The organism is Vibrio nomapromontoriensis (genome assembly GCF_050337205.1).
GTDB lineage: Bacteria > Pseudomonadota > Gammaproteobacteria > Enterobacterales > Vibrionaceae > Vibrio > Vibrio nomapromontoriensis.
On record NZ_JAKJSS010000006.1, the window covers coordinates 650,039 to 666,479 of the forward strand.

At 46.2% G+C, this 16,441-nt stretch carries 17 protein-coding genes; 16 read left to right on the forward strand and 1 reads right to left on the reverse strand.

The features are described from left to right. Window positions 1-5: 5 nt before the first annotated feature. From L4D05_RS03055 to L4D05_RS03130, 16 genes are all read left to right on the forward strand, one after another. Window positions 6-2,267 carry a chemotaxis protein CheA gene (locus L4D05_RS03055; protein WP_428792987.1) on the forward strand — a complete coding sequence of 754 codons (2,262 nt, stop codon included), beginning with the start codon at window positions 6-8 and terminating at the stop codon, window positions 2,265-2,267. Between the two features lie 11 nt (window positions 2,268-2,278). Continuing rightward, the gene (locus L4D05_RS03060) at window positions 2,279-3,460 is read left to right on the forward strand and encodes a protein-glutamate methylesterase/protein-glutamine glutaminase (RefSeq protein WP_428792988.1); all 1,182 of its coding nucleotides are present in this window, start codon (window positions 2,279-2,281) and stop codon (window positions 3,458-3,460) included. 1 nt (window position 3,461) lies between these two features. Beyond that, window positions 3,462-4,244, forward strand: coding sequence for a ParA family protein (locus L4D05_RS03065; protein WP_428792989.1), 783 nt, complete (start codon window positions 3,462-3,464; stop codon window positions 4,242-4,244). After that, window positions 4,231-5,406: a chemotaxis protein CheW gene (locus L4D05_RS03070; protein ID WP_428792990.1), complete on the forward strand. Its 1,176-nt coding sequence runs from the start codon at window positions 4,231-4,233 to the stop codon at window positions 5,404-5,406. Before L4D05_RS03065 ends, L4D05_RS03070 begins: the two co-directional genes overlap by 14 nt. Window positions 5,407-5,461: 55 nt before the next feature. Further along, the gene (locus tag L4D05_RS03075; protein WP_250616867.1) at window positions 5,462-5,956 is read left to right on the forward strand and encodes a chemotaxis protein CheW; all 495 of its coding nucleotides are present in this window, start codon (window positions 5,462-5,464) and stop codon (window positions 5,954-5,956) included. Then, window positions 5,956-6,459: a DUF2802 domain-containing protein gene (locus L4D05_RS03080; RefSeq protein ID WP_428752364.1), complete on the forward strand. Its 504-nt coding sequence runs from the start codon at window positions 5,956-5,958 to the stop codon at window positions 6,457-6,459. Before L4D05_RS03075 ends, L4D05_RS03080 begins: the two co-directional genes overlap by 1 nt. Before the next feature lie 287 nt (window positions 6,460-6,746). Beyond that, on the forward strand, window positions 6,747-7,364 hold the full coding sequence (ccmA, locus tag L4D05_RS03085) for a cytochrome c biogenesis heme-transporting ATPase CcmA (RefSeq protein ID WP_428792991.1): 618 nt from the start codon (window positions 6,747-6,749) through the stop codon (window positions 7,362-7,364). Between the two features lies 1 nt (window position 7,365). Beyond that, window positions 7,366-8,034 (forward strand): heme exporter protein CcmB, encoded by a 669-nt coding sequence (gene ccmB, locus L4D05_RS03090; RefSeq protein ID WP_428792992.1) that lies wholly within the window; start codon window positions 7,366-7,368, stop codon window positions 8,032-8,034. Window positions 8,035-8,121: 87 nt separating this feature from the next. Continuing rightward, window positions 8,122-8,874, forward strand: a complete 753-nt coding sequence (locus L4D05_RS03095) for a heme ABC transporter permease (protein WP_428752362.1) — start codon at window positions 8,122-8,124, stop codon at window positions 8,872-8,874. Window positions 8,875-8,878: 4 nt separating this feature from the next. Further along, on the forward strand, window positions 8,879-9,085 hold the full coding sequence (ccmD, locus tag L4D05_RS03100) for a heme exporter protein CcmD (protein ID WP_428752361.1): 207 nt from the start codon (window positions 8,879-8,881) through the stop codon (window positions 9,083-9,085). After that, window positions 9,082-9,567, forward strand: coding sequence for a cytochrome c maturation protein CcmE (gene ccmE, locus L4D05_RS03105; RefSeq protein WP_428792993.1), 486 nt, complete (start codon window positions 9,082-9,084; stop codon window positions 9,565-9,567). The genes ccmD and ccmE overlap by 4 nt, the downstream gene beginning before the upstream one ends. Next, window positions 9,564-11,525: a heme lyase CcmF/NrfE family subunit gene (locus L4D05_RS03110; RefSeq protein ID WP_428752359.1), complete on the forward strand. Its 1,962-nt coding sequence runs from the start codon at window positions 9,564-9,566 to the stop codon at window positions 11,523-11,525. The genes ccmE and L4D05_RS03110 overlap by 4 nt, the downstream gene beginning before the upstream one ends. Continuing rightward, on the forward strand, window positions 11,525-12,079 hold the full coding sequence (locus L4D05_RS03115; protein ID WP_265676150.1) for a DsbE family thiol:disulfide interchange protein: 555 nt from the start codon (window positions 11,525-11,527) through the stop codon (window positions 12,077-12,079). Before L4D05_RS03110 ends, L4D05_RS03115 begins: the two co-directional genes overlap by 1 nt. Further along, the gene (locus L4D05_RS03120; protein ID WP_265676149.1) at window positions 12,076-12,558 is read left to right on the forward strand and encodes a cytochrome c-type biogenesis protein; all 483 of its coding nucleotides are present in this window, start codon (window positions 12,076-12,078) and stop codon (window positions 12,556-12,558) included. Before L4D05_RS03115 ends, L4D05_RS03120 begins: the two co-directional genes overlap by 4 nt. Beyond that, entirely contained in the window at window positions 12,558-13,787 is a 1,230-nt protein-coding gene (gene ccmI, locus L4D05_RS03125) for a c-type cytochrome biogenesis protein CcmI (protein WP_428792994.1), read from the forward strand. The genes L4D05_RS03120 and ccmI overlap by 1 nt, the downstream gene beginning before the upstream one ends. 246 nt (window positions 13,788-14,033) lie before the next feature. Next, window positions 14,034-14,987: an MlaA family lipoprotein gene (locus L4D05_RS03130; protein WP_428792995.1), complete on the forward strand. Its 954-nt coding sequence runs from the start codon at window positions 14,034-14,036 to the stop codon at window positions 14,985-14,987. An 88-nt stretch (window positions 14,988-15,075) separates the two neighbouring features. Here L4D05_RS03130 and L4D05_RS03135 read toward each other — a convergent pair whose 3' ends face one another. Further along, complete coding sequence (locus tag L4D05_RS03135) at window positions 15,076-16,341, reverse strand: outer membrane protein transport protein (protein ID WP_428792996.1); 1,266 nt, start codon at window positions 16,339-16,341, stop codon at window positions 15,076-15,078. Window positions 16,342-16,441 lie beyond the last annotated feature (100 nt).

A 16,441-nucleotide genomic window follows, 5' to 3' on the forward strand; every position in this document is an offset into this window, starting at 1 on the left:
GGACTATGAGCTACGAATTAGATGAAGAAATCCTTCAGGACTTTCTAGTGGAAGCGGGTGAAATTCTTGAACTGTTGTCTGAGCAACTGGTTGAGCTAGAGAATAACCCTGAAGATAAAGATCTGCTCAATGCAATATTTAGAGGCTTTCATACCGTTAAAGGTGGCGCAGGGTTTTTAGCGTTGACCGAACTCGTGGATACGTGCCACGGTGCGGAGAATGTGTTTGATATTTTGCGAAATGGCCAAAGAGGTGTTGACGCAAACCTAATGGATACCATGCTTAAAGCACTGGATACCATTAATCATCAGTTTCAGTCGGTACAAAATTCTGAATCTATCACGCCTGCCGACCCTGGTCTTTTAGAAGAGCTACATCGTCTTAGTTCACCGGCGACCAGCAACGAACCTATCGAAGTGCCTCAACCCGCTGCGCCAGTGGCACCGATTGTTGAGTCTATTAGTGAGCCTGCTGCTGTTGAATCAACGTCGGTTGATGCTCAAGGTGGCTCAATCGATGATATTACTCAAGATGAATTCGAACGTCTTTTAGATGAGCTACACGGTAAAGGTGCAGCGCCGAATCAGAAAAAAAGCGTGCCTTCTCAGCCTGTTTCGGCAACGGTTACTTCGGTAGATAAAACGCCGCAAGCCGCTAACGCCAGTTCCTCTGATATTACCGATGATGAATTTGAAAAACTGTTGGATGAACTTCATGGTGTCGGCAAAGGCCCATCATTAGGTGACGCCGCGGCACAGCCTACAGGCTTGCCTACCGCAGCGCCAACACCGCCACTTGCTCCGTCGCCTTCCGGTGGTGACTTGATGACGGACGAAGAGTTTGAAAAGCTATTGGATGAACTTCATGGTGTCGGCAACGGACCTTCACCCGAAGAACTAGAGGCCGCAACGAAACCGGTTTCTGTGTTGCAAGAGCCAAATGCTTCTATCTCTGAATCAGCTCCTGCCAGCACTGAAAACGCAATCGCTCCTGCATCTCATCCAGCTCCGGTTTCTGCACCAGCGATGCAAGAGAAGAAGCTGCCTGCAAATAGCGAAACGAAAGCAACGCCGGTGAAAAAGCCGCAGGCAGAAGCCAGTGTGCGCGTGGACACGTCCACACTCGATACCATCATGAATATGGTCGGCGAGTTGGTGTTGGTTCGAAACCGACTGGTGAGTCTTGGCCTCAACAGCAATGATGAAGAGATGTCAAAAGCAGTCTCTAACCTTGATGTTGTGACAGCGGACTTGCAAGGTGCGGTAATGAAAACGCGCATGCAGCCGATTAAAAAGGTCTTTGGACGTTTTCCTCGCGTTATTCGAGATCTTGCACGTAGCCTAAATAAAGACATTGTTTTGGTCATGCAGGGTGAAGAGACGGACTTGGATAAGAATTTAGTGGAAGCGTTAGCGGATCCGCTGATTCACTTAGTTCGGAATTCGGTTGACCACGGGATTGAAATGCCAGACGTGCGCGAGCAGTCGGGCAAATCACGCACAGGTACCGTTACCTTGTCTGCGTCGCAAGAAGGTGACCATATCGAACTGGCTATCGTCGATGACGGCGGTGGTATGGATCCGGATAAGCTGCGAGCAATTGCGGTTAAACGTGGCATGATGGATGAAGATGCGGCTTCGCGTCTGACCAATAAAGAATGCTTTAATCTGATTTTCATGCCGGGCTTCTCGAGTAAAGAAAAAATCTCAGATATTTCTGGCCGTGGTGTAGGGATGGATGTGGTAAAAACCGCGATTAACACCCTAAATGGCTCTATTGATATTGATTCAGAACTCGGCACTGGGACTAAAATTACCATCAAAGTGCCGCTGACTTTAGCGATTCTACCCACCTTGATGGTAGGCGTTGGCGGTAACCCATTTGCGCTGCCGCTTGCTAGCGTTAATGAGATCTTCCATCTGGATTTAAGCCGCACTAACGTTGTTGATGGGCAATTGACGATAATTGTTCGTGATAAATCGATTCCATTATTCTATTTACAGAACTGGTTAGCATCCCATGCGGGTCGCGCGGAACAGCGCAAAGGCCATGGCCATGTGGTGATTGTTCAAATCGGTAGTCAACGTGTCGGCTTTGTCGTCGATACACTCATTGGTCAAGAAGAAGTGGTGATTAAACCGCTTGATAAGCTATTGCAGGGTACGCCTGGTATGGCGGGCGCAACGATTACCAGTGATGGCCATATTGCTTTAATTTTGGACGTGCCTGATTTACTTAAACAGTACGCCGCTGCATCGCGTATCTGATAAGGAAATCTATGTCGATCAAAGTGTTAGTAGTAGACGATTCAAGTTTTTTCCGTCGTCGAGTCAGTGATATCATCAATGCCGCCCCCCGATTAGAAGTGATCGATGTGGCGGTCAATGGCAAAGAAGCGCTTGAAAAGGCGCTTTCTCTCAAGCCAGACGTTATTACTATGGACATTGAAATGCCAGTTATGGATGGCATTTCAGCAGTGCGTGAAATCATGGCGAAACAGCCGACGCCCATATTAATGTTTTCATCGCTGACGCATGATGGTGCGAAAGCGACGTTAGATGCATTAGAGGCGGGAGCGTTAGATTTTCTACCGAAGAAATTCGAAGACATCGCGCGAAATAAAGATGAAGCGGTCGCGTTGTTGCAACAACGTGTGCTGCAGATCGCTAGTCGCCGTACTATGATGCGTCGCACACCACTGGTTTCGCGTACGCCAAGAGTGCTACCAGGCTCTACATCTGCGGCTCCTAGCCCGTTAGGTGCGTCATCGCTGAATACTTCCGCTCGTATGGCATCAAATAAGCCTGCTGACTCGGCAATAGCTAGAACAAGCAGCACTTCTGCTCAAGCACCTCTGCAGTCGCGCTTTCGTGCGTCGGGTAAGGCGTATCAACTGACGGCTATTGGCACCTCAACAGGCGGGCCAGTCGCGTTACAACGGATTTTAACGCAGTTTCCTAGAAATTATCCGCATCCTATTTTGTTGGTTCAACACATGCCGGCAACTTTTACTGCAGCATTCGCAGCAAGGCTCAATTCGTTGTGCCAAATCACGGTAAAAGAAGCAGCAGACGGCGATATACTCCAACCCGGTGTTGCATACCTTGCGCCTGGCGGCATGCAAATGATGCTAGAAGGGCGCCCATCAAGTGCCAAATTACGCATTATTGATGGTGGTGAACGGATGAATTATAAGCCGTGTGTAGACGTGACATTTGGCTCTGCCGCTAAGATTTATCACGATAAGGTGTTGTCGGTTATTTTAACTGGCATGGGCGCTGATGGTCGTGAGGGTGCGCGTATGTTAAAAAATGCTGGTTCTACGGTGTGGGCACAAGATGAAGAAAGTTGTGTGGTTTATGGTATGCCTCAAGCTGTAGCTAAAGCGGGGATTTCAACAGAAAACCTGCCATTAGAGCGAGTGGCTGAACGTATTCTTGTTGAGCTAAAGAGGCAGTAACATGATTGTATGGAGTGTTGCTAACCAAAAAGGTGGCGTTGGCAAAACAACCAGTACGGTGACGTTAGCGGGCTTACTTGCTCAAAAAGGTCATCGAGTGTTGTTGATTGATACCGACCCACATGCTTCGCTTACCACGTACTTAGGGATGGACTCAGATACACTACCTCGTAGTCTGTTCGACTTGTTCCAGTTAAAGGAATTTACCGAGACGCGCGTAAAAGCACTGGTTCACGAAACGAATATCGACAATATCGATGTCATTCCTGCACACATGTCGCTCGCAACCCTTGATAGAGTGATGGGTAATCGCAGTGGCATGGGATTAATTCTTAAGCGAGCCCTGCTGACGTTACGCGATCACTATGACTATGTATTAATAGATTGCCCTCCGATCCTTGGTGTCATGATGGTGAATGCGTTGGCTGCGAGCGATCGAATTTTGATTCCGGTTCAAACTGAATTTTTAGCGATGAAAGGGCTAGAAAGAATGGTCAGAACCTTGGCGATCATGCAAAAGTCTCGTCAGCGCCCGTTTAAAGTGACCATTGTACCAACCATGTATGATAAGCGAACACGCGCCTCACTGCAGACGTTGACACAATTAAAGCAAGACTACCAGGACCAAGTCTGGAGTTCAGCCGTCCCCATTGATACCAAGTTTCGAGACGCCAGTCTTAAGCATTTGCCAGCATCGCATTTTGCTTCTGGCAGCCGTGGTGTGTTTGCTTACAAACAACTACTCATCTATTTAGAGAGGCTAGCGATTGATGGCAATGGATGAAGCGCCTCTATCCAGTGAACAAGCGCTTGATGATTACTTTAACTCGTTACTTGGAATAGGTGACTTTTCTGAAGACGAGAGTGAATGCAATACTCCAAGTGACATGAGTTCAAGCGAGAACGCTTCTGGTGAAATAGCGTGTACTGACAACACGGCCGATTCAGAACCGAGCGTGGATTCAACCGAGTGCCATGCTGGTACAGATTCAACTGAGCGTCAGGCAAATGCGCTTGATACTTTGCATTTCGATAGCGCCAAAGAAGAAACCTGCGTTGAAGTGGCAGCAATAGACAGAATGGAGTGGCAGGCTCAATCGAGCATGCATATTGAACCTTCCGTTCATTATGGACGTGATGTTGATTATGATGAACCGCCTAACTTGCAGCAACTCGAAAAGCTGTTTGATGGTATGCGTTCGCAGGCAGAAGTCGATACACCTGAAGTGCTTCAGCCTTTATTGCAGCCAGAGCTAGAGCAAGCAGCGCTTATACAGCCTGAATTAATACAGCCAGAGCCAGAAATTCAACACTGGGCACTGCCAGAAACAGACCATGTGGCTGATTCGACAAGTGATGTCGATGCTGTCACTAGTGAAAGTGATAGGGATCTGGCGGTTTCTGAGCCAGAACAAAATGTCTCGGTAGACCATGCGGTTGAAACTCATCAAGCCAATTTTGGTGGGGGAGACGCAACGGCTTGGCAAAGCACTGAACGTAGTGAAAATTTCCAAGTGTTGTATTTTGCTGTTAACGGTATGACGTTTGCGGTGCCACTCGATGAGCTAGGTGGTATTCATAAAATGGCTGAGTTAAGTCACTTAATTGGTCGCCCTACTTGGTATCTCGGCTTACAGTCGAGTCGAGAGAGTCAGGTCGATGTCGTGGATACTGCAAAGTGGGTAATGCCCGATGTTCTAACTGACGATGAGTACAAATCAAACTACGAGTACATTGTTATGTTAGGTGAAAGTAATTGGGGCTTGGCATCGACAGAGCTTAAAGGCACCGAACAACTGCGACCAGAAGCGGTAAGGTGGCGAGAACAATCAGGTAAGCGTCCTTGGTTAGCCGGCATGGTGAAAGAGCAAATGTGTGCGCTAGTTCATGTGTCGGAACTAATTGGAATGCTAAATGCTGGATTAGATGTTAATTCAGTACAATAACAAGAATTGATGCAATTGCGGTGAACGCCGCAGTTTACATATTGAGAGGAAAATTATGTCTCAGACGATGGATGTAGAACTAAGAAAAGATCAAGCTAACGATGAAGTGTTGCAGTGGGTAACCTTTCAGTTAGAAGAAGAAACGTATGGCATCAATGTAATGCAGGTACGTGAAGTACTTCGTTATACAGAGATTGCGCCTGTTCCTGGCGCGCCAGATTACGTATTGGGTATTATTAATTTACGTGGCAACGTTGTTACTGTGATTGATACCCGTGCCAGATTTGGTCTAATGCAAGGTGAAATCACCGACAATACTCGTATTATTGTTATCGAATCTGAGCGTCAGGTTATTGGTATTCTTGTCGATAGCGTCGCGGAAGTGGTGTACTTGCGTTCTTCAGAAATTGATACCACACCAAGTGTTGGCACCGATGAAAGTGCTAAGTTCATCCAAGGTGTAAGCAATCGTGAAGGTAAGCTGCTCATCCTCGTTGACTTGAACAAGCTGCTCTCTGAAGATGAGTGGGATGATATGGCTTATCTATAATGCTTGAGTCTTTCCCATTTCAATCACCTCTACTTTGGGTAGGGGTGGTGGCTTTTGTCGTTACCCTTGTCTGGTTAGTGAAGTTGCATCGTCAGTTGAGCTTGCATAAAAACACCAGCCGTCAGCAGATCCGCCATGCTGATAAAGAGCTGGATAAATGCAATAAACAACTGTTAGAAGTGCGTTCTGTACTGGTTGGGTTGGGACAAAAGATTTCCGAGCAAGAAGATATTATTCGTCATTTGACCGAACGTGTTGTCGAGTTAGAAAATATTGATAGCGACGGGCGCTTGTATACTCGTGCGAATAAAATGGTCAAACTTGGCGCTGATATTAATGAGCTGATTGAAGAGTGCGAACTTCCTAAAGCGGAAGCCGAACTAATGATGTCACTGCAAAATAAGATTGCAGGAAAGGAAAAAGTCCCGCCACTTAACAAGCCTAGAGCCCAACCGACTCGATCTCAAATGATGGGTTACCAACCTCCTAAACGCTCACGCTAATTGTTAACAAGTGTATTAATTTTAAAGAGATACACTTGTTCATTTCTTTTTATATTCTTAATAAATTCTTACGTTTTCACATTCGTAGTTAAGATATGGTCTGCTATTCTATTTGTCAGTTTGATGGAAGAGATAAATGACTATACCTCTTTGGTGGTAGTTAAGGGTAGAAATAACAGAGCTTTAGTGTTTGAGCTTAAGTTTCGTGAAGCGAGTTTGATCATTATCCTATTGTCACAATACAGCTATGGTAAGATGAAGGCCTTGTCGTCCCAGCCTAAAAACGAATGTTAGAAGTCATAAATTTAACCGCGATTCGAGATGAGCGCGTATTGTTCGAAAATTTATCATTTTCGTTACAAACCGGAGACCTAGTACAGATTGAAGGTCGAAACGGTACCGGAAAAACGACCTTAATGCGTATTGTGGCAGGATTAGGTGATCGAGAAGACGGTGAAATTCGATGGAACAGTGAAACTATCGAATCAAACCGAGAAGAATATCACCAAGCTTTATTGTTTCTTGGGCATCAAACCGGTGTCAAAAGAGAGTTGACCGCTTTTGAAAATCTGAAATTTTATCAGTCAATACACGCTCCCAATACGACTTCGGATCAAATATTTCATGCGTTAACGCAAGTGGGGTTAGCGGGCAGGGAAGATGTCCCTGTGGCGCAACTTTCTGCCGGGCAACAACGCCGGGTTGCGTTAGCCCGTTTATGGTTGAGTGAACAGCCGCTGTGGATTTTGGACGAACCATTAACAGCGATCGATAAGCAAGGCGTCAAGGTCCTTGAAGACCTGTTCTTAGCACATGCGAATAAAGGTGGGATTGTTATGCTAACCACTCACCAAGATATGTTTAACCAAAACCCTAAACTTAAGAAAATTAAGCTTGGAGAGTAGTATGCTAGCTTCTACGATGAAAATTGTCCGTCGAGAACTGCTGATTGCTTTTCGACGTCAGGCCGATATCTTCAACCCGTTGTGGTTTTTTATTATCGTCATTACCCTGTTTCCGCTAAGTATCGGGCCAGAGCCGAACCTCTTAGCTCGCATCGCGGCAGGGATCGTTTGGGTTGCGGCACTACTGGCAGCGTTACTGTCATTGGAGCGACTTTTTAAAGACGATTTTCAAGATGGGGCATTAGAACAGATGATGTTGATGCCGATCCCGTTGCCTTTGGTGGTGATGGCAAAAATCGTCGCGCACTGGTTACTGACAGGCTTACCCCTAATTTTGATTAGTCCACTTTTATCTATTTTGTTGTCATTGGACTTTAATACTTGGTTAGCGGTGGTATTGACCTTGCTGGTGGGTACGCCCACATTGAGCTTTATTGGCGCCATTGGTGTTGCACTCACCGTTGGGTTGCAAAAGGGTGGGGTATTGTTGAGCTTGCTAGTGTTGCCGCTTTATATTCCTATTCTAATATTTGCTACGTCGGCGATTGATGCGGCATCACTAGGGGTTGCGTATAATGGGCAACTGGCGCTACTTGCCGCCATGCTTGCGGGTGCGATGACGTTAACGCCATTCGCGATTAGCGCAGCCTTGAGAGTAAGTGTTAACTAGAGCAACGCGAAAACATAATAATTATCACACACGTATCACAACGTAGAAGTGATGCTGGCAATGTCGTTTTAAAGAGTGAGAAACAATATGTGGAAATGGCTTCATCCTTATGCCAAATCTGAAACCACCTATCAATTATGTGGTCGTTTATTACCGTGGTTTGCCACACTCGCGTTAGTGTGCTTATCGGTTGGTACTGTTTGGGGGCTTGCTTTTGCACCATCGGACTACCAACAAGGCGACAGTTTTAGGATCATTTATATTCATGTGCCTTCGGCCATTTGGTCTATGGGTGTCTACATGTCGATGGCAATCGCGGCGTTTATTGGCTTAGTGTGGCAAGTGAAATTATCCAGCATGGCAGCACTCGCGATGGCACCGATTGGTGCGGTGTTTACCTTTATTGCACTGTTGACCGGAGCGGTTTGGGGTAAACCAATGTGGGGTGCATGGTGGGTGTGGGATGCTCGTCTTACGTCAGAGCTCATTCTACTTTTCCTTTACCTTGGTGTTATCGCGCTTTACCACGCTTTTGATGATCAAAAAACAGCCGCGAAAGCCGCAGGTATCTTAGCCATTGTTGGTGTAGTGAATTTGCCAATTATTCACTTCTCTGTTGAATGGTGGAACACGCTGCACCAAGGGGCATCCATTACCAAATTTGCTAAGCCGTCGATTTCTAGTGACATGCTATGGCCACTATTATTGAACATTTTTGGGTTTGCGTTCTTTTTTGGTACGTTGACTTTAATTCGACTTCGAAATGAAATTATCAGCAAAGAAGGTCACCGCCCATGGGTGATCGCACTTGCCAACCATCAGCTTAAATCAAGAGGTTAACACCATGCATTTTGATTCAATCAGCGATTTTTTCGCGATGGGCGGATATGCAGGCTACGTTTGGAGCGCATTCGGCATTACTTTTCTATCACTTATTATCTTGCTTTTAACCAGTTTGTCTCGTGGTAAGACGCTTCTCAAAGAGGTGCAAGCCAAAGTGGATCGACAATCGCGTATCGACGCGGCGAAGAATATGGAGAATACATTATGACCCCTAGGCGCAAGAAAAGGCTTGGCATCATCTTGGCTATTTTTATTGGTATTAGTGCTACCGTGGGACTCATTCTTTATGCGTTAAACCAGAATATGGATCTGTTCTATACCCCAACAGAACTCGTTAATGGCAAACCAGATGGCTCCAAGCCAGAAGTGGGTCAGCGATTACGCATTGGTGGCATGGTAGTTGAAGGCTCGGTTAGACGTGATAACGAATCACTCCGTGTAAGCTTTGATCTTGCTGATGTCGGTCCAAAAGTCACGGTCGTTTATGATGGCATTTTGCCTGATTTGTTCCGAGAAGGTCAGGGCATTGTCGCGCAAGGCGTACTTGTAGATGCGACCACGATCGAAGCGTTTGAGGTGCTTGCAAAGCATGATGAAGAATACATGCCACCTGAAGTCGCCGAAGCGATGAAAAAGACACACGCTCCACTTGAATACTCTCCTGAACAAAAACAAGGAAGCGGTCAATGATTGCTGAAATTGGGCATTTTGCCCTGATACTGTCGCTGAGCCTTTCGGTTCTGCTCAGTATCTTGCCGCTAATCGGCGCCTCACGAAACAGCACCATGCTGATGAACACCGCAAGACCGCTGTCTTGGGGGATGTTCCTAATGCTGCTCATGTCTTTCGCCATTTTATTATGGGCGTTTTACAGTAACGATTTTACCCTCACTTACGTGGCCAGTAACTCGAATACCATGTTGCCTTGGTACTACCGGTTAACCGCGGTTTGGGGGGCACATGAAGGCTCACTACTACTTTGGGTATTGATCCAAGCAGGATGGACGGTTGCGGTTGCGACGTTTAGTCGTGGTATGCCACAAGAGTCCGTCGCTCGCGTATTAGCCGTGATGGGTATGATTACTGTCGGTTTCTTGCTGTTTATTATTGTAACGTCGAACCCGTTCTTACGTACTTTACCGTTCTTCCCTGTAGATGGCCGTGACTTAAACCCATTGCTACAAGATCCAGGCTTGATTATCCACCCGCCAATGCTCTATATGGGTTATGTGGGTTTCTCGGTAGCTTTTTCTTTTGCTATTGCGTCATTAATGACGGGTCGTTTAGATACAGCATGGGCGCGTTGGTCTCGTCCTTGGACAACCGCTGCGTGGGTTTTCCTAACGCTTGGTATCGCACTAGGTTCATGGTGGGCTTACTATGAGCTTGGCTGGGGTGGCTGGTGGTTCTGGGATCCAGTAGAGAATGCGTCATTTATGCCTTGGTTGGCAGGTACGGCGTTAATGCACTCATTAGCGGTGACTGAAAAACGTGGCACATTTAAAGCTTGGACTGTATTACTGGCAATCTCTGCATTCTCATTGAGTCTGCTGGGTACCTTCTTAGTTCGTTCTGGTATTTTGGTTTCGGTGCATGCCTTTGCTTCCGACCCATCACGAGGCATGTTTATTCTTGGCTTCCTCGTCTTTGTTATTGGCGGCTCATTACTGCTGTTTGCGTTAAAAGGCGCATCTGTTCGTGTGCGTGGTAACTTTGACTTGGTATCTCGTGAAAATGCGTTACTTGGCAATAACATTCTATTGATTGCCGCGTTAGTGGTGGTACTAATTGGTACGCTACTACCATTGGTTCATAAACAAATTGGTTTGGGGTCCGTGTCGATTGGCGCGCCATTCTTCAACATGTTGTTTACTTGGTTGATGGTGCCATTTGCGTTCCTATTGGGTATTGGTCCTTTGGTTCGTTGGAAGCGTGACAACTTGTCCAAGCTGGTTAAACCAATGATCATCTCGGGCGTGATTTCTTTAGCATTCTCGGCATTGATGGTGGTATTACTGGCTGAATTCTTCACCGGTCTTGCGTTCCTTGGTTGGGTGATGGCGATGTGGATCATTACCATGCACGGCTTTGAGCTGTACCAGCGTGCGACTCACCGTCATAGCTTCGTCGAAGGGGTGAAGAAACTGCCTCGCAGCCACTGGGCGATGATCATGGGTCACTTAGGTCTTGCGGTGACGGTGATAGGTATTGCTATGGTGCAAAACTACAGTGTTGAACGTGATGTACGTCTAGCGCCGGGTGAGCATTACCAGATCAATGATTATGACTTCTACTTTAAAGGCTTACGTGACCACGACGGCCCTAACTACGATGGCTATATTGCTGATTTCGAAATTACCAAAGATGGTAACTACGTTAATACGCTGCATGCTGAAAAGCGTTTCTACCGCACGGCAAAATCGATGATGACGGAAGCGGCCATTGATCGCGGCGTTACTCGTGATCTCTACATTGCCATGGGTGAACAGTTAGATGACGGTCGCTCTTGGGCTATCCGTATTTACCACAAACCGTTTGTTCGTTGGATTTGGTTAGGCGCGATATTTATGTCTATTGGTGGAATATTAGCCATTAGTGATAAGCGATACCGCTTCCGTAAGCCGGGTACGCAAGAGGAGGCTGCGTAATGAATAAGAAGATTCTGTTTATTCCTTTGGTGTTCTTCTTGATCTTAGTGACTGTTTTCGCGGTTCAATTGGGCCGCAACTCGGCAGGTGATGATCCAACGAAGCTTGAGTCGGTATTACTAGGTAAACAAGTACCAGAGTTTCGTTTGGAAGACCTAGTTGAGCCAGGCAAACTCTACGATCAGTCCATCTTTAAAGGCGAGCCACTGCTTCTTAACGTGTGGGCGACATGGTGTCCAACTTGTTATGCAGAGCATCAATATCTCAATGAACTTGCGGCTGATGGCGTTAAGATTATTGGTCTGAACTATAAAGATCAGCGCAATAAAGCGGTGCAATGGCTAGACGAGCTGGGTAACCCATACTTAATTAGCTTGTTTGATGGAGACGGAATGCTCGGTTTAGACCTAGGGGTTTACGGCGCTCCGGAAACCTTCCTTATTGATGCTGATGGCGTGATTCGTTATCGTCATGTCGGTGATGTGAACGCGCGTAACTGGAGTGAAAAACTTCAACCGATGTATCAAGAGATGCTTGAGGAGGCGAAACAATGAAAAAGTGGTTAATCGCTGGCATGTCTGCGTTGATCTTAGCTTTTTCGGTTCACGCAACGATTGAAATTCATGAATTTGATTCAATGGAGCAAGAGCTACAGTTCAAAGAGCTGAGCAATACGCTGCGTTGTCCAAAGTGTCAGAACAACACGATTGGCGACTCCAACGCCGAATTGGCGCAGGACTTGCGCCAAAAAGTGTATGAGATGACAAAAGAAGGCAAGTCAAAGTCAGAGATAGTGGATTACATGATTGCTCGTTACGGTAATTTCGTTACTTACAACCCGCCATTTACACTAGGTACGGCTATTTTATGGGCAGGACCTTTGTCTGTGGTGTTAATTGGTTTTGGTATGATTTTTCTAAGAAGTAGAAAAACCAAAGCGAAGGTTGAGCAACCTGCAGCGCAGTGGAGCGAAGAAAAGGAAGCGGAACTCAACGCTTTGCTGGACGAAAAAAAGACTGAGGATAAGCAATAATGACATTATTTTGGATATCGACTGTCGCATTGGTCGTTGTTGCTTGCTTAATGTTGGCAATTCCCCTGCGAAGCAAGAAGGCCAATATTGACGCGCAGTTGCGTGACGACTTGAACAAAGCCTTATATAAAGACCGTTTGTCCGAATTGGCCATCGAGGATGATGAAGGCTTGGTTGAGAACCAACAAGATTTGGTTTCTGACCTAAAGCAGTCGTTGCTTGATGACATTCCAAAGCAGGACAAACAAGCGCAAAGTCATGTGTCTCCAATGGCTGTGTTCATTCCGTCAGCAATTTTGATTGTGGGTTTGAGCTATGGTATGTACGTTACTTTTGGTGCGACGGACAAAGTGAAAAATTGGCAGGAAGTCTCTGCTAATTTGCCTGAACTATCGAAAAAACTCATGGCGGGTTCGGCTGAACCAATGACAGAAGACGAAATGCAGGATCTGACTCTTGCCCTTCGTACTCGTCTTCATTATCAGCCGGACGATTCGACAGGTTGGTTGTTACTCGGTCGTATCGCATTGGCCAATCGTGATGTCACGACGGCGACTGATGCGATGGAAAATGCCTATCGATTAGAGCCAAGCAACACCGACGTACAACTTGGTTTTGCGCAAGCATTGATGATGTCTCCAGACGAGATGGATCAAAACCGAGCTCGCGGTTTACTTACCGGCCTGATTAAAGAAGATTATGTTGATTTGCGCGTGTTTTCTTTGTTAGCGTTTGATGCGTTTGAACGTGAAGACTTTGCTGGCGCAGCGAGATACTGGGGCATTATGCAGCGCCTAATTGGCCCAGATGACAGTCGCTACGAAATGTTAACGCGAAGCATCGAGAGTGCAGAAGCTCGCCTCGGTGAAACGAGCAAAAAAATGGGTCAGATTAGTGATAATGCTGTTGCCGTGAGTATTACGGTTTCACCAGAAATGGCGGCAAATCCGACCTCATTTTTGATTGTTTCTGCTCATACGGCTGACGGCGCACCAATGCCAGTGGCTGCGGCGAGATACCCTGTTGGCACCTTCCCTCGAACCGTTGTATTAGATGATAAAGACAGCATGATGGAAGGGCGTAAGTTATCTGACCTTGATGGCTTGATGATACGCGCTCGTATTGATAGTGACGGTAATGTGTCGACCCGTGAAGGCGATTGGTATGGTGAAAGCCAACCCGGTAAGCTGGGTGACACGATTGAAGTGAATATTAACCAGCAGTACTGATAAGTTGCAGCAGCAATAAACAATGGCGGTCTTGTTTCATTACTACGGAATAAGCGTCGAAATTTGTGCCGTGATTGTTATGAAATTGCATCTTGGTTGTCACTAAACCTAGAATGCTCGTATACTAGGATGTATACTCATTCAAAGTGGTAACAGTGGCAATCTAGAGCAGTTCTTCTATAAATCATATGGTTATAGAATAAAAAAACAAAATAGCTCAGGTTGCAACGTCTTATGGAAGAGGTTATGCAATCAGCATTAACCGGCAAAAAGGTGACACTTTTTGCCGTTTTTGTTTCTAGCGTATTTCTAGCGGGATGCAGTTCAGCACCCAGTGAAGCGGAGCAATCCGTCAACGCTGAAGAAACGTCAATACAGAACACCCCACCATCAGAGAGCAGTGTTACTGCTCAGTCTGAATCTATCGACTCGCCTGAAACTATTGATTCGCCTGAAACTATTGACTCGCCTGAAGTAATAGCGGTAGCCGACCAAGATTCGGACTCCGGTGAAGTAGTTAGTGAACCCGAGGCGGATTCCGACGTCTATGACCCTATAGAAGGGTTTAACCGTGTTATGTGGGATATCAACTACGATTATCTCGACCCTTACTTTGTACGCCCCGTATCGCTAGCCTATGTGAACTACACCCCCGATCCCGTTCGTCTTGGCGTACGAAATTTTCTCGCCAATTTAGATGAACCTTTCAGCGCCGTTAACAATGCGGTAATGGGGAATGGGGGCAAAGCGCTTGATCACTTTAATCGTTTTTGGATTAACAGTACCTTAGGTTTACTGGGCTTTATTGATATCGCGTCCGCGGCTGGAATTGAAAAGCGCAACAAAAAAGAGTTTGGCGATGCCATTGGTCACTATGGTGTGGGCCATGGTCCTTACATTATGGTGCCAGGTTATGGACCAACGACAGTACGCTCGTTTGCAGATACGGTTGATGGTTTTTATCCGCCTATCTCGTATCTAAATTTCTGGGCGAGCTTTGGTAAGTGGGCATTGGAAGGAATGGAGAAGCGTGCGCTGTTGGTATCACAAGAAGCCACGCTGGAGCAATCGCCAGATCCTTATGCTTTGACGCGTGATATTTATATTCAGCGTCAGGACTATAATGCTGAAGTGGCCGACGAAGAGGTTGATGAAGAGCAAGAAGCGTATATCGATGACTACTTAGATGATTTCGAGTAGCGCAGCGCACGATCCTCAACATCGATCTATCGGTTGATGCATTAAAAAACGCCACTCGTAGAGTGGCGTTTTATGATTGAGATGGATACTAGAAGCGGTAGTTTGCTTGGATACCAGCAATCCACACATCACCAGAGATTTCGCCAGTGAACCCACCATATAGCATATCGGCTAGGCCATCAGAGGGAACTCGCGGCTCATCGATAGTCGCTGTTCGCGCCATGATATACGTTAAACCACCATCGATAGTAAACTGCTTACTGAATGCGTAGCTTGCACCCGCACTAAGCCAGGTACGGTCGGTTTCTGGAATGGTGGTAGTGCGGTATTTGTCATCAACTGCTGACATGTCATAAGCGACACCACCACGAAGCGTGATTTTTTTGTTCAGATTATATGTAGTACCAACCGCGAAACGATAACTGTCTTTCCAGTTCTCATCTTTAATTTCAGAGCTTGAGCCGTCGGCAAATTCGGCAGTTAGCTTGTCAAAGCTACTCCATTGTGTCCAGTTAATACTAGAGTGAATCGCCCATTGAGGCGTTAATTGGTGGAATGAAGACAATTCTGCTGTTGCAGGCAAAGCAATGCTGAGTTTTCCATCTTGTTTGCCACTAAAGCTAAAGCCAGCGCCTTCGCCATAGCCATCAAAATCCATCGTGACTTCAGATTTGTAGGCAAAGCCAATGCGGTTAGATTCATTAATCTGCCAAGCTGCACCCAATTGGTAACCCCAAGAAGAATCAGTACCTTCAACATATTTAAGATAGTCACCCTTGTCGATACCCGGAATACTGCTGTTCGGTGCGGTTGCGCCAATTTTACCTTCACCAGTGACAAAGCGGATACCGCCACCAATGCTTACCGCATCAGTCACTTTATAACCCAGACTAGTCACCGCTTCTACGGTCATGACCTTAGCTTCGTTACCATATTGAGTTGCGCCAAAATTACTATCGAGCTCTGTTTCCATACCGTAGTTTGAGCTCAATGCCAAACCGATAAAGTAACGATCATTGAGTTGGTGAGAGAGATACAAGTTAGGCACTGGTGCACTATGAGCAATATCTTTTGCTTCAGTATATCCAGTAGCCGCCGTTCCTTTCACATCAATATTCGGCTCAACATACAACACGCCACCAGAAATCTGAGTGCCTTCTAGGTACGTCAACATGGCTGGGTTACGCCATTGTGCACTGGCATTATCCGCCATGGCTGCTTCACCAGCGTATGCGCGTCCAAGACCTGTTGCTGAGTATTCCGCTAGTTGGAAACCCGCAGCAGTAGCTTGAGTTGAAGAAAGTAAACCTAGAACCACTGCGATGGAAAGGGGAGTACGTGTTGAAATTGTCATTACTGTTCGCTCAATGTTTTCTATTTTGAGCGGCGATTGTATTTTTAGAGTAAATGCTTTAAAACACATTTATCGTCAAAATACACTTTTTGAAGTTATA

What these genes read in the sequence shown, in the direction of transcription:
- L4D05_RS03110 (WP_428752359.1), top strand. Translation starts at nt 9,564, where the DNA reads ATGATTGCTGAAATTGGGCATTTTGCCCTGATACTGTCGCTGAGCCTT.
- L4D05_RS03135 (WP_428792996.1), bottom strand. Translation starts at nt 16,341, where the DNA reads ATGACAATTTCAACACGTACTCCCCTTTCCATCGCAGTGGTTCTAGGT.
- ccmB (WP_428792992.1), top strand. Translation starts at nt 7,366, where the DNA reads ATGCTAGCTTCTACGATGAAAATTGTCCGTCGAGAACTGCTGATTGCT.
- L4D05_RS03065 (WP_428792989.1), top strand. Translation starts at nt 3,462, where the DNA reads ATGATTGTATGGAGTGTTGCTAACCAAAAAGGTGGCGTTGGCAAAACA.
- L4D05_RS03075 (WP_250616867.1), top strand. Translation starts at nt 5,462, where the DNA reads ATGTCTCAGACGATGGATGTAGAACTAAGAAAAGATCAAGCTAACGAT.
- L4D05_RS03060 (WP_428792988.1), top strand. Translation starts at nt 2,279, where the DNA reads ATGTCGATCAAAGTGTTAGTAGTAGACGATTCAAGTTTTTTCCGTCGT.
- ccmE (WP_428792993.1), top strand. Translation starts at nt 9,082, where the DNA reads ATGACCCCTAGGCGCAAGAAAAGGCTTGGCATCATCTTGGCTATTTTT.
- L4D05_RS03130 (WP_428792995.1), top strand. Translation starts at nt 14,034, where the DNA reads ATGCAATCAGCATTAACCGGCAAAAAGGTGACACTTTTTGCCGTTTTT.
- L4D05_RS03070 (WP_428792990.1), top strand. Translation starts at nt 4,231, where the DNA reads ATGGCAATGGATGAAGCGCCTCTATCCAGTGAACAAGCGCTTGATGAT.
- ccmA (WP_428792991.1), top strand. Translation starts at nt 6,747, where the DNA reads ATGTTAGAAGTCATAAATTTAACCGCGATTCGAGATGAGCGCGTATTG.
- L4D05_RS03055 (WP_428792987.1), top strand. Translation starts at nt 6, where the DNA reads ATGAGCTACGAATTAGATGAAGAAATCCTTCAGGACTTTCTAGTGGAA.
- L4D05_RS03080 (WP_428752364.1), top strand. Translation starts at nt 5,956, where the DNA reads ATGCTTGAGTCTTTCCCATTTCAATCACCTCTACTTTGGGTAGGGGTG.
- L4D05_RS03095 (WP_428752362.1), top strand. Translation starts at nt 8,122, where the DNA reads ATGTGGAAATGGCTTCATCCTTATGCCAAATCTGAAACCACCTATCAA.
- L4D05_RS03115 (WP_265676150.1), top strand. Translation starts at nt 11,525, where the DNA reads ATGAATAAGAAGATTCTGTTTATTCCTTTGGTGTTCTTCTTGATCTTA.
- ccmI (WP_428792994.1), top strand. Translation starts at nt 12,558, where the DNA reads ATGACATTATTTTGGATATCGACTGTCGCATTGGTCGTTGTTGCTTGC.
- ccmD (WP_428752361.1), top strand. Translation starts at nt 8,879, where the DNA reads ATGCATTTTGATTCAATCAGCGATTTTTTCGCGATGGGCGGATATGCA.
- L4D05_RS03120 (WP_265676149.1), top strand. Translation starts at nt 12,076, where the DNA reads ATGAAAAAGTGGTTAATCGCTGGCATGTCTGCGTTGATCTTAGCTTTT.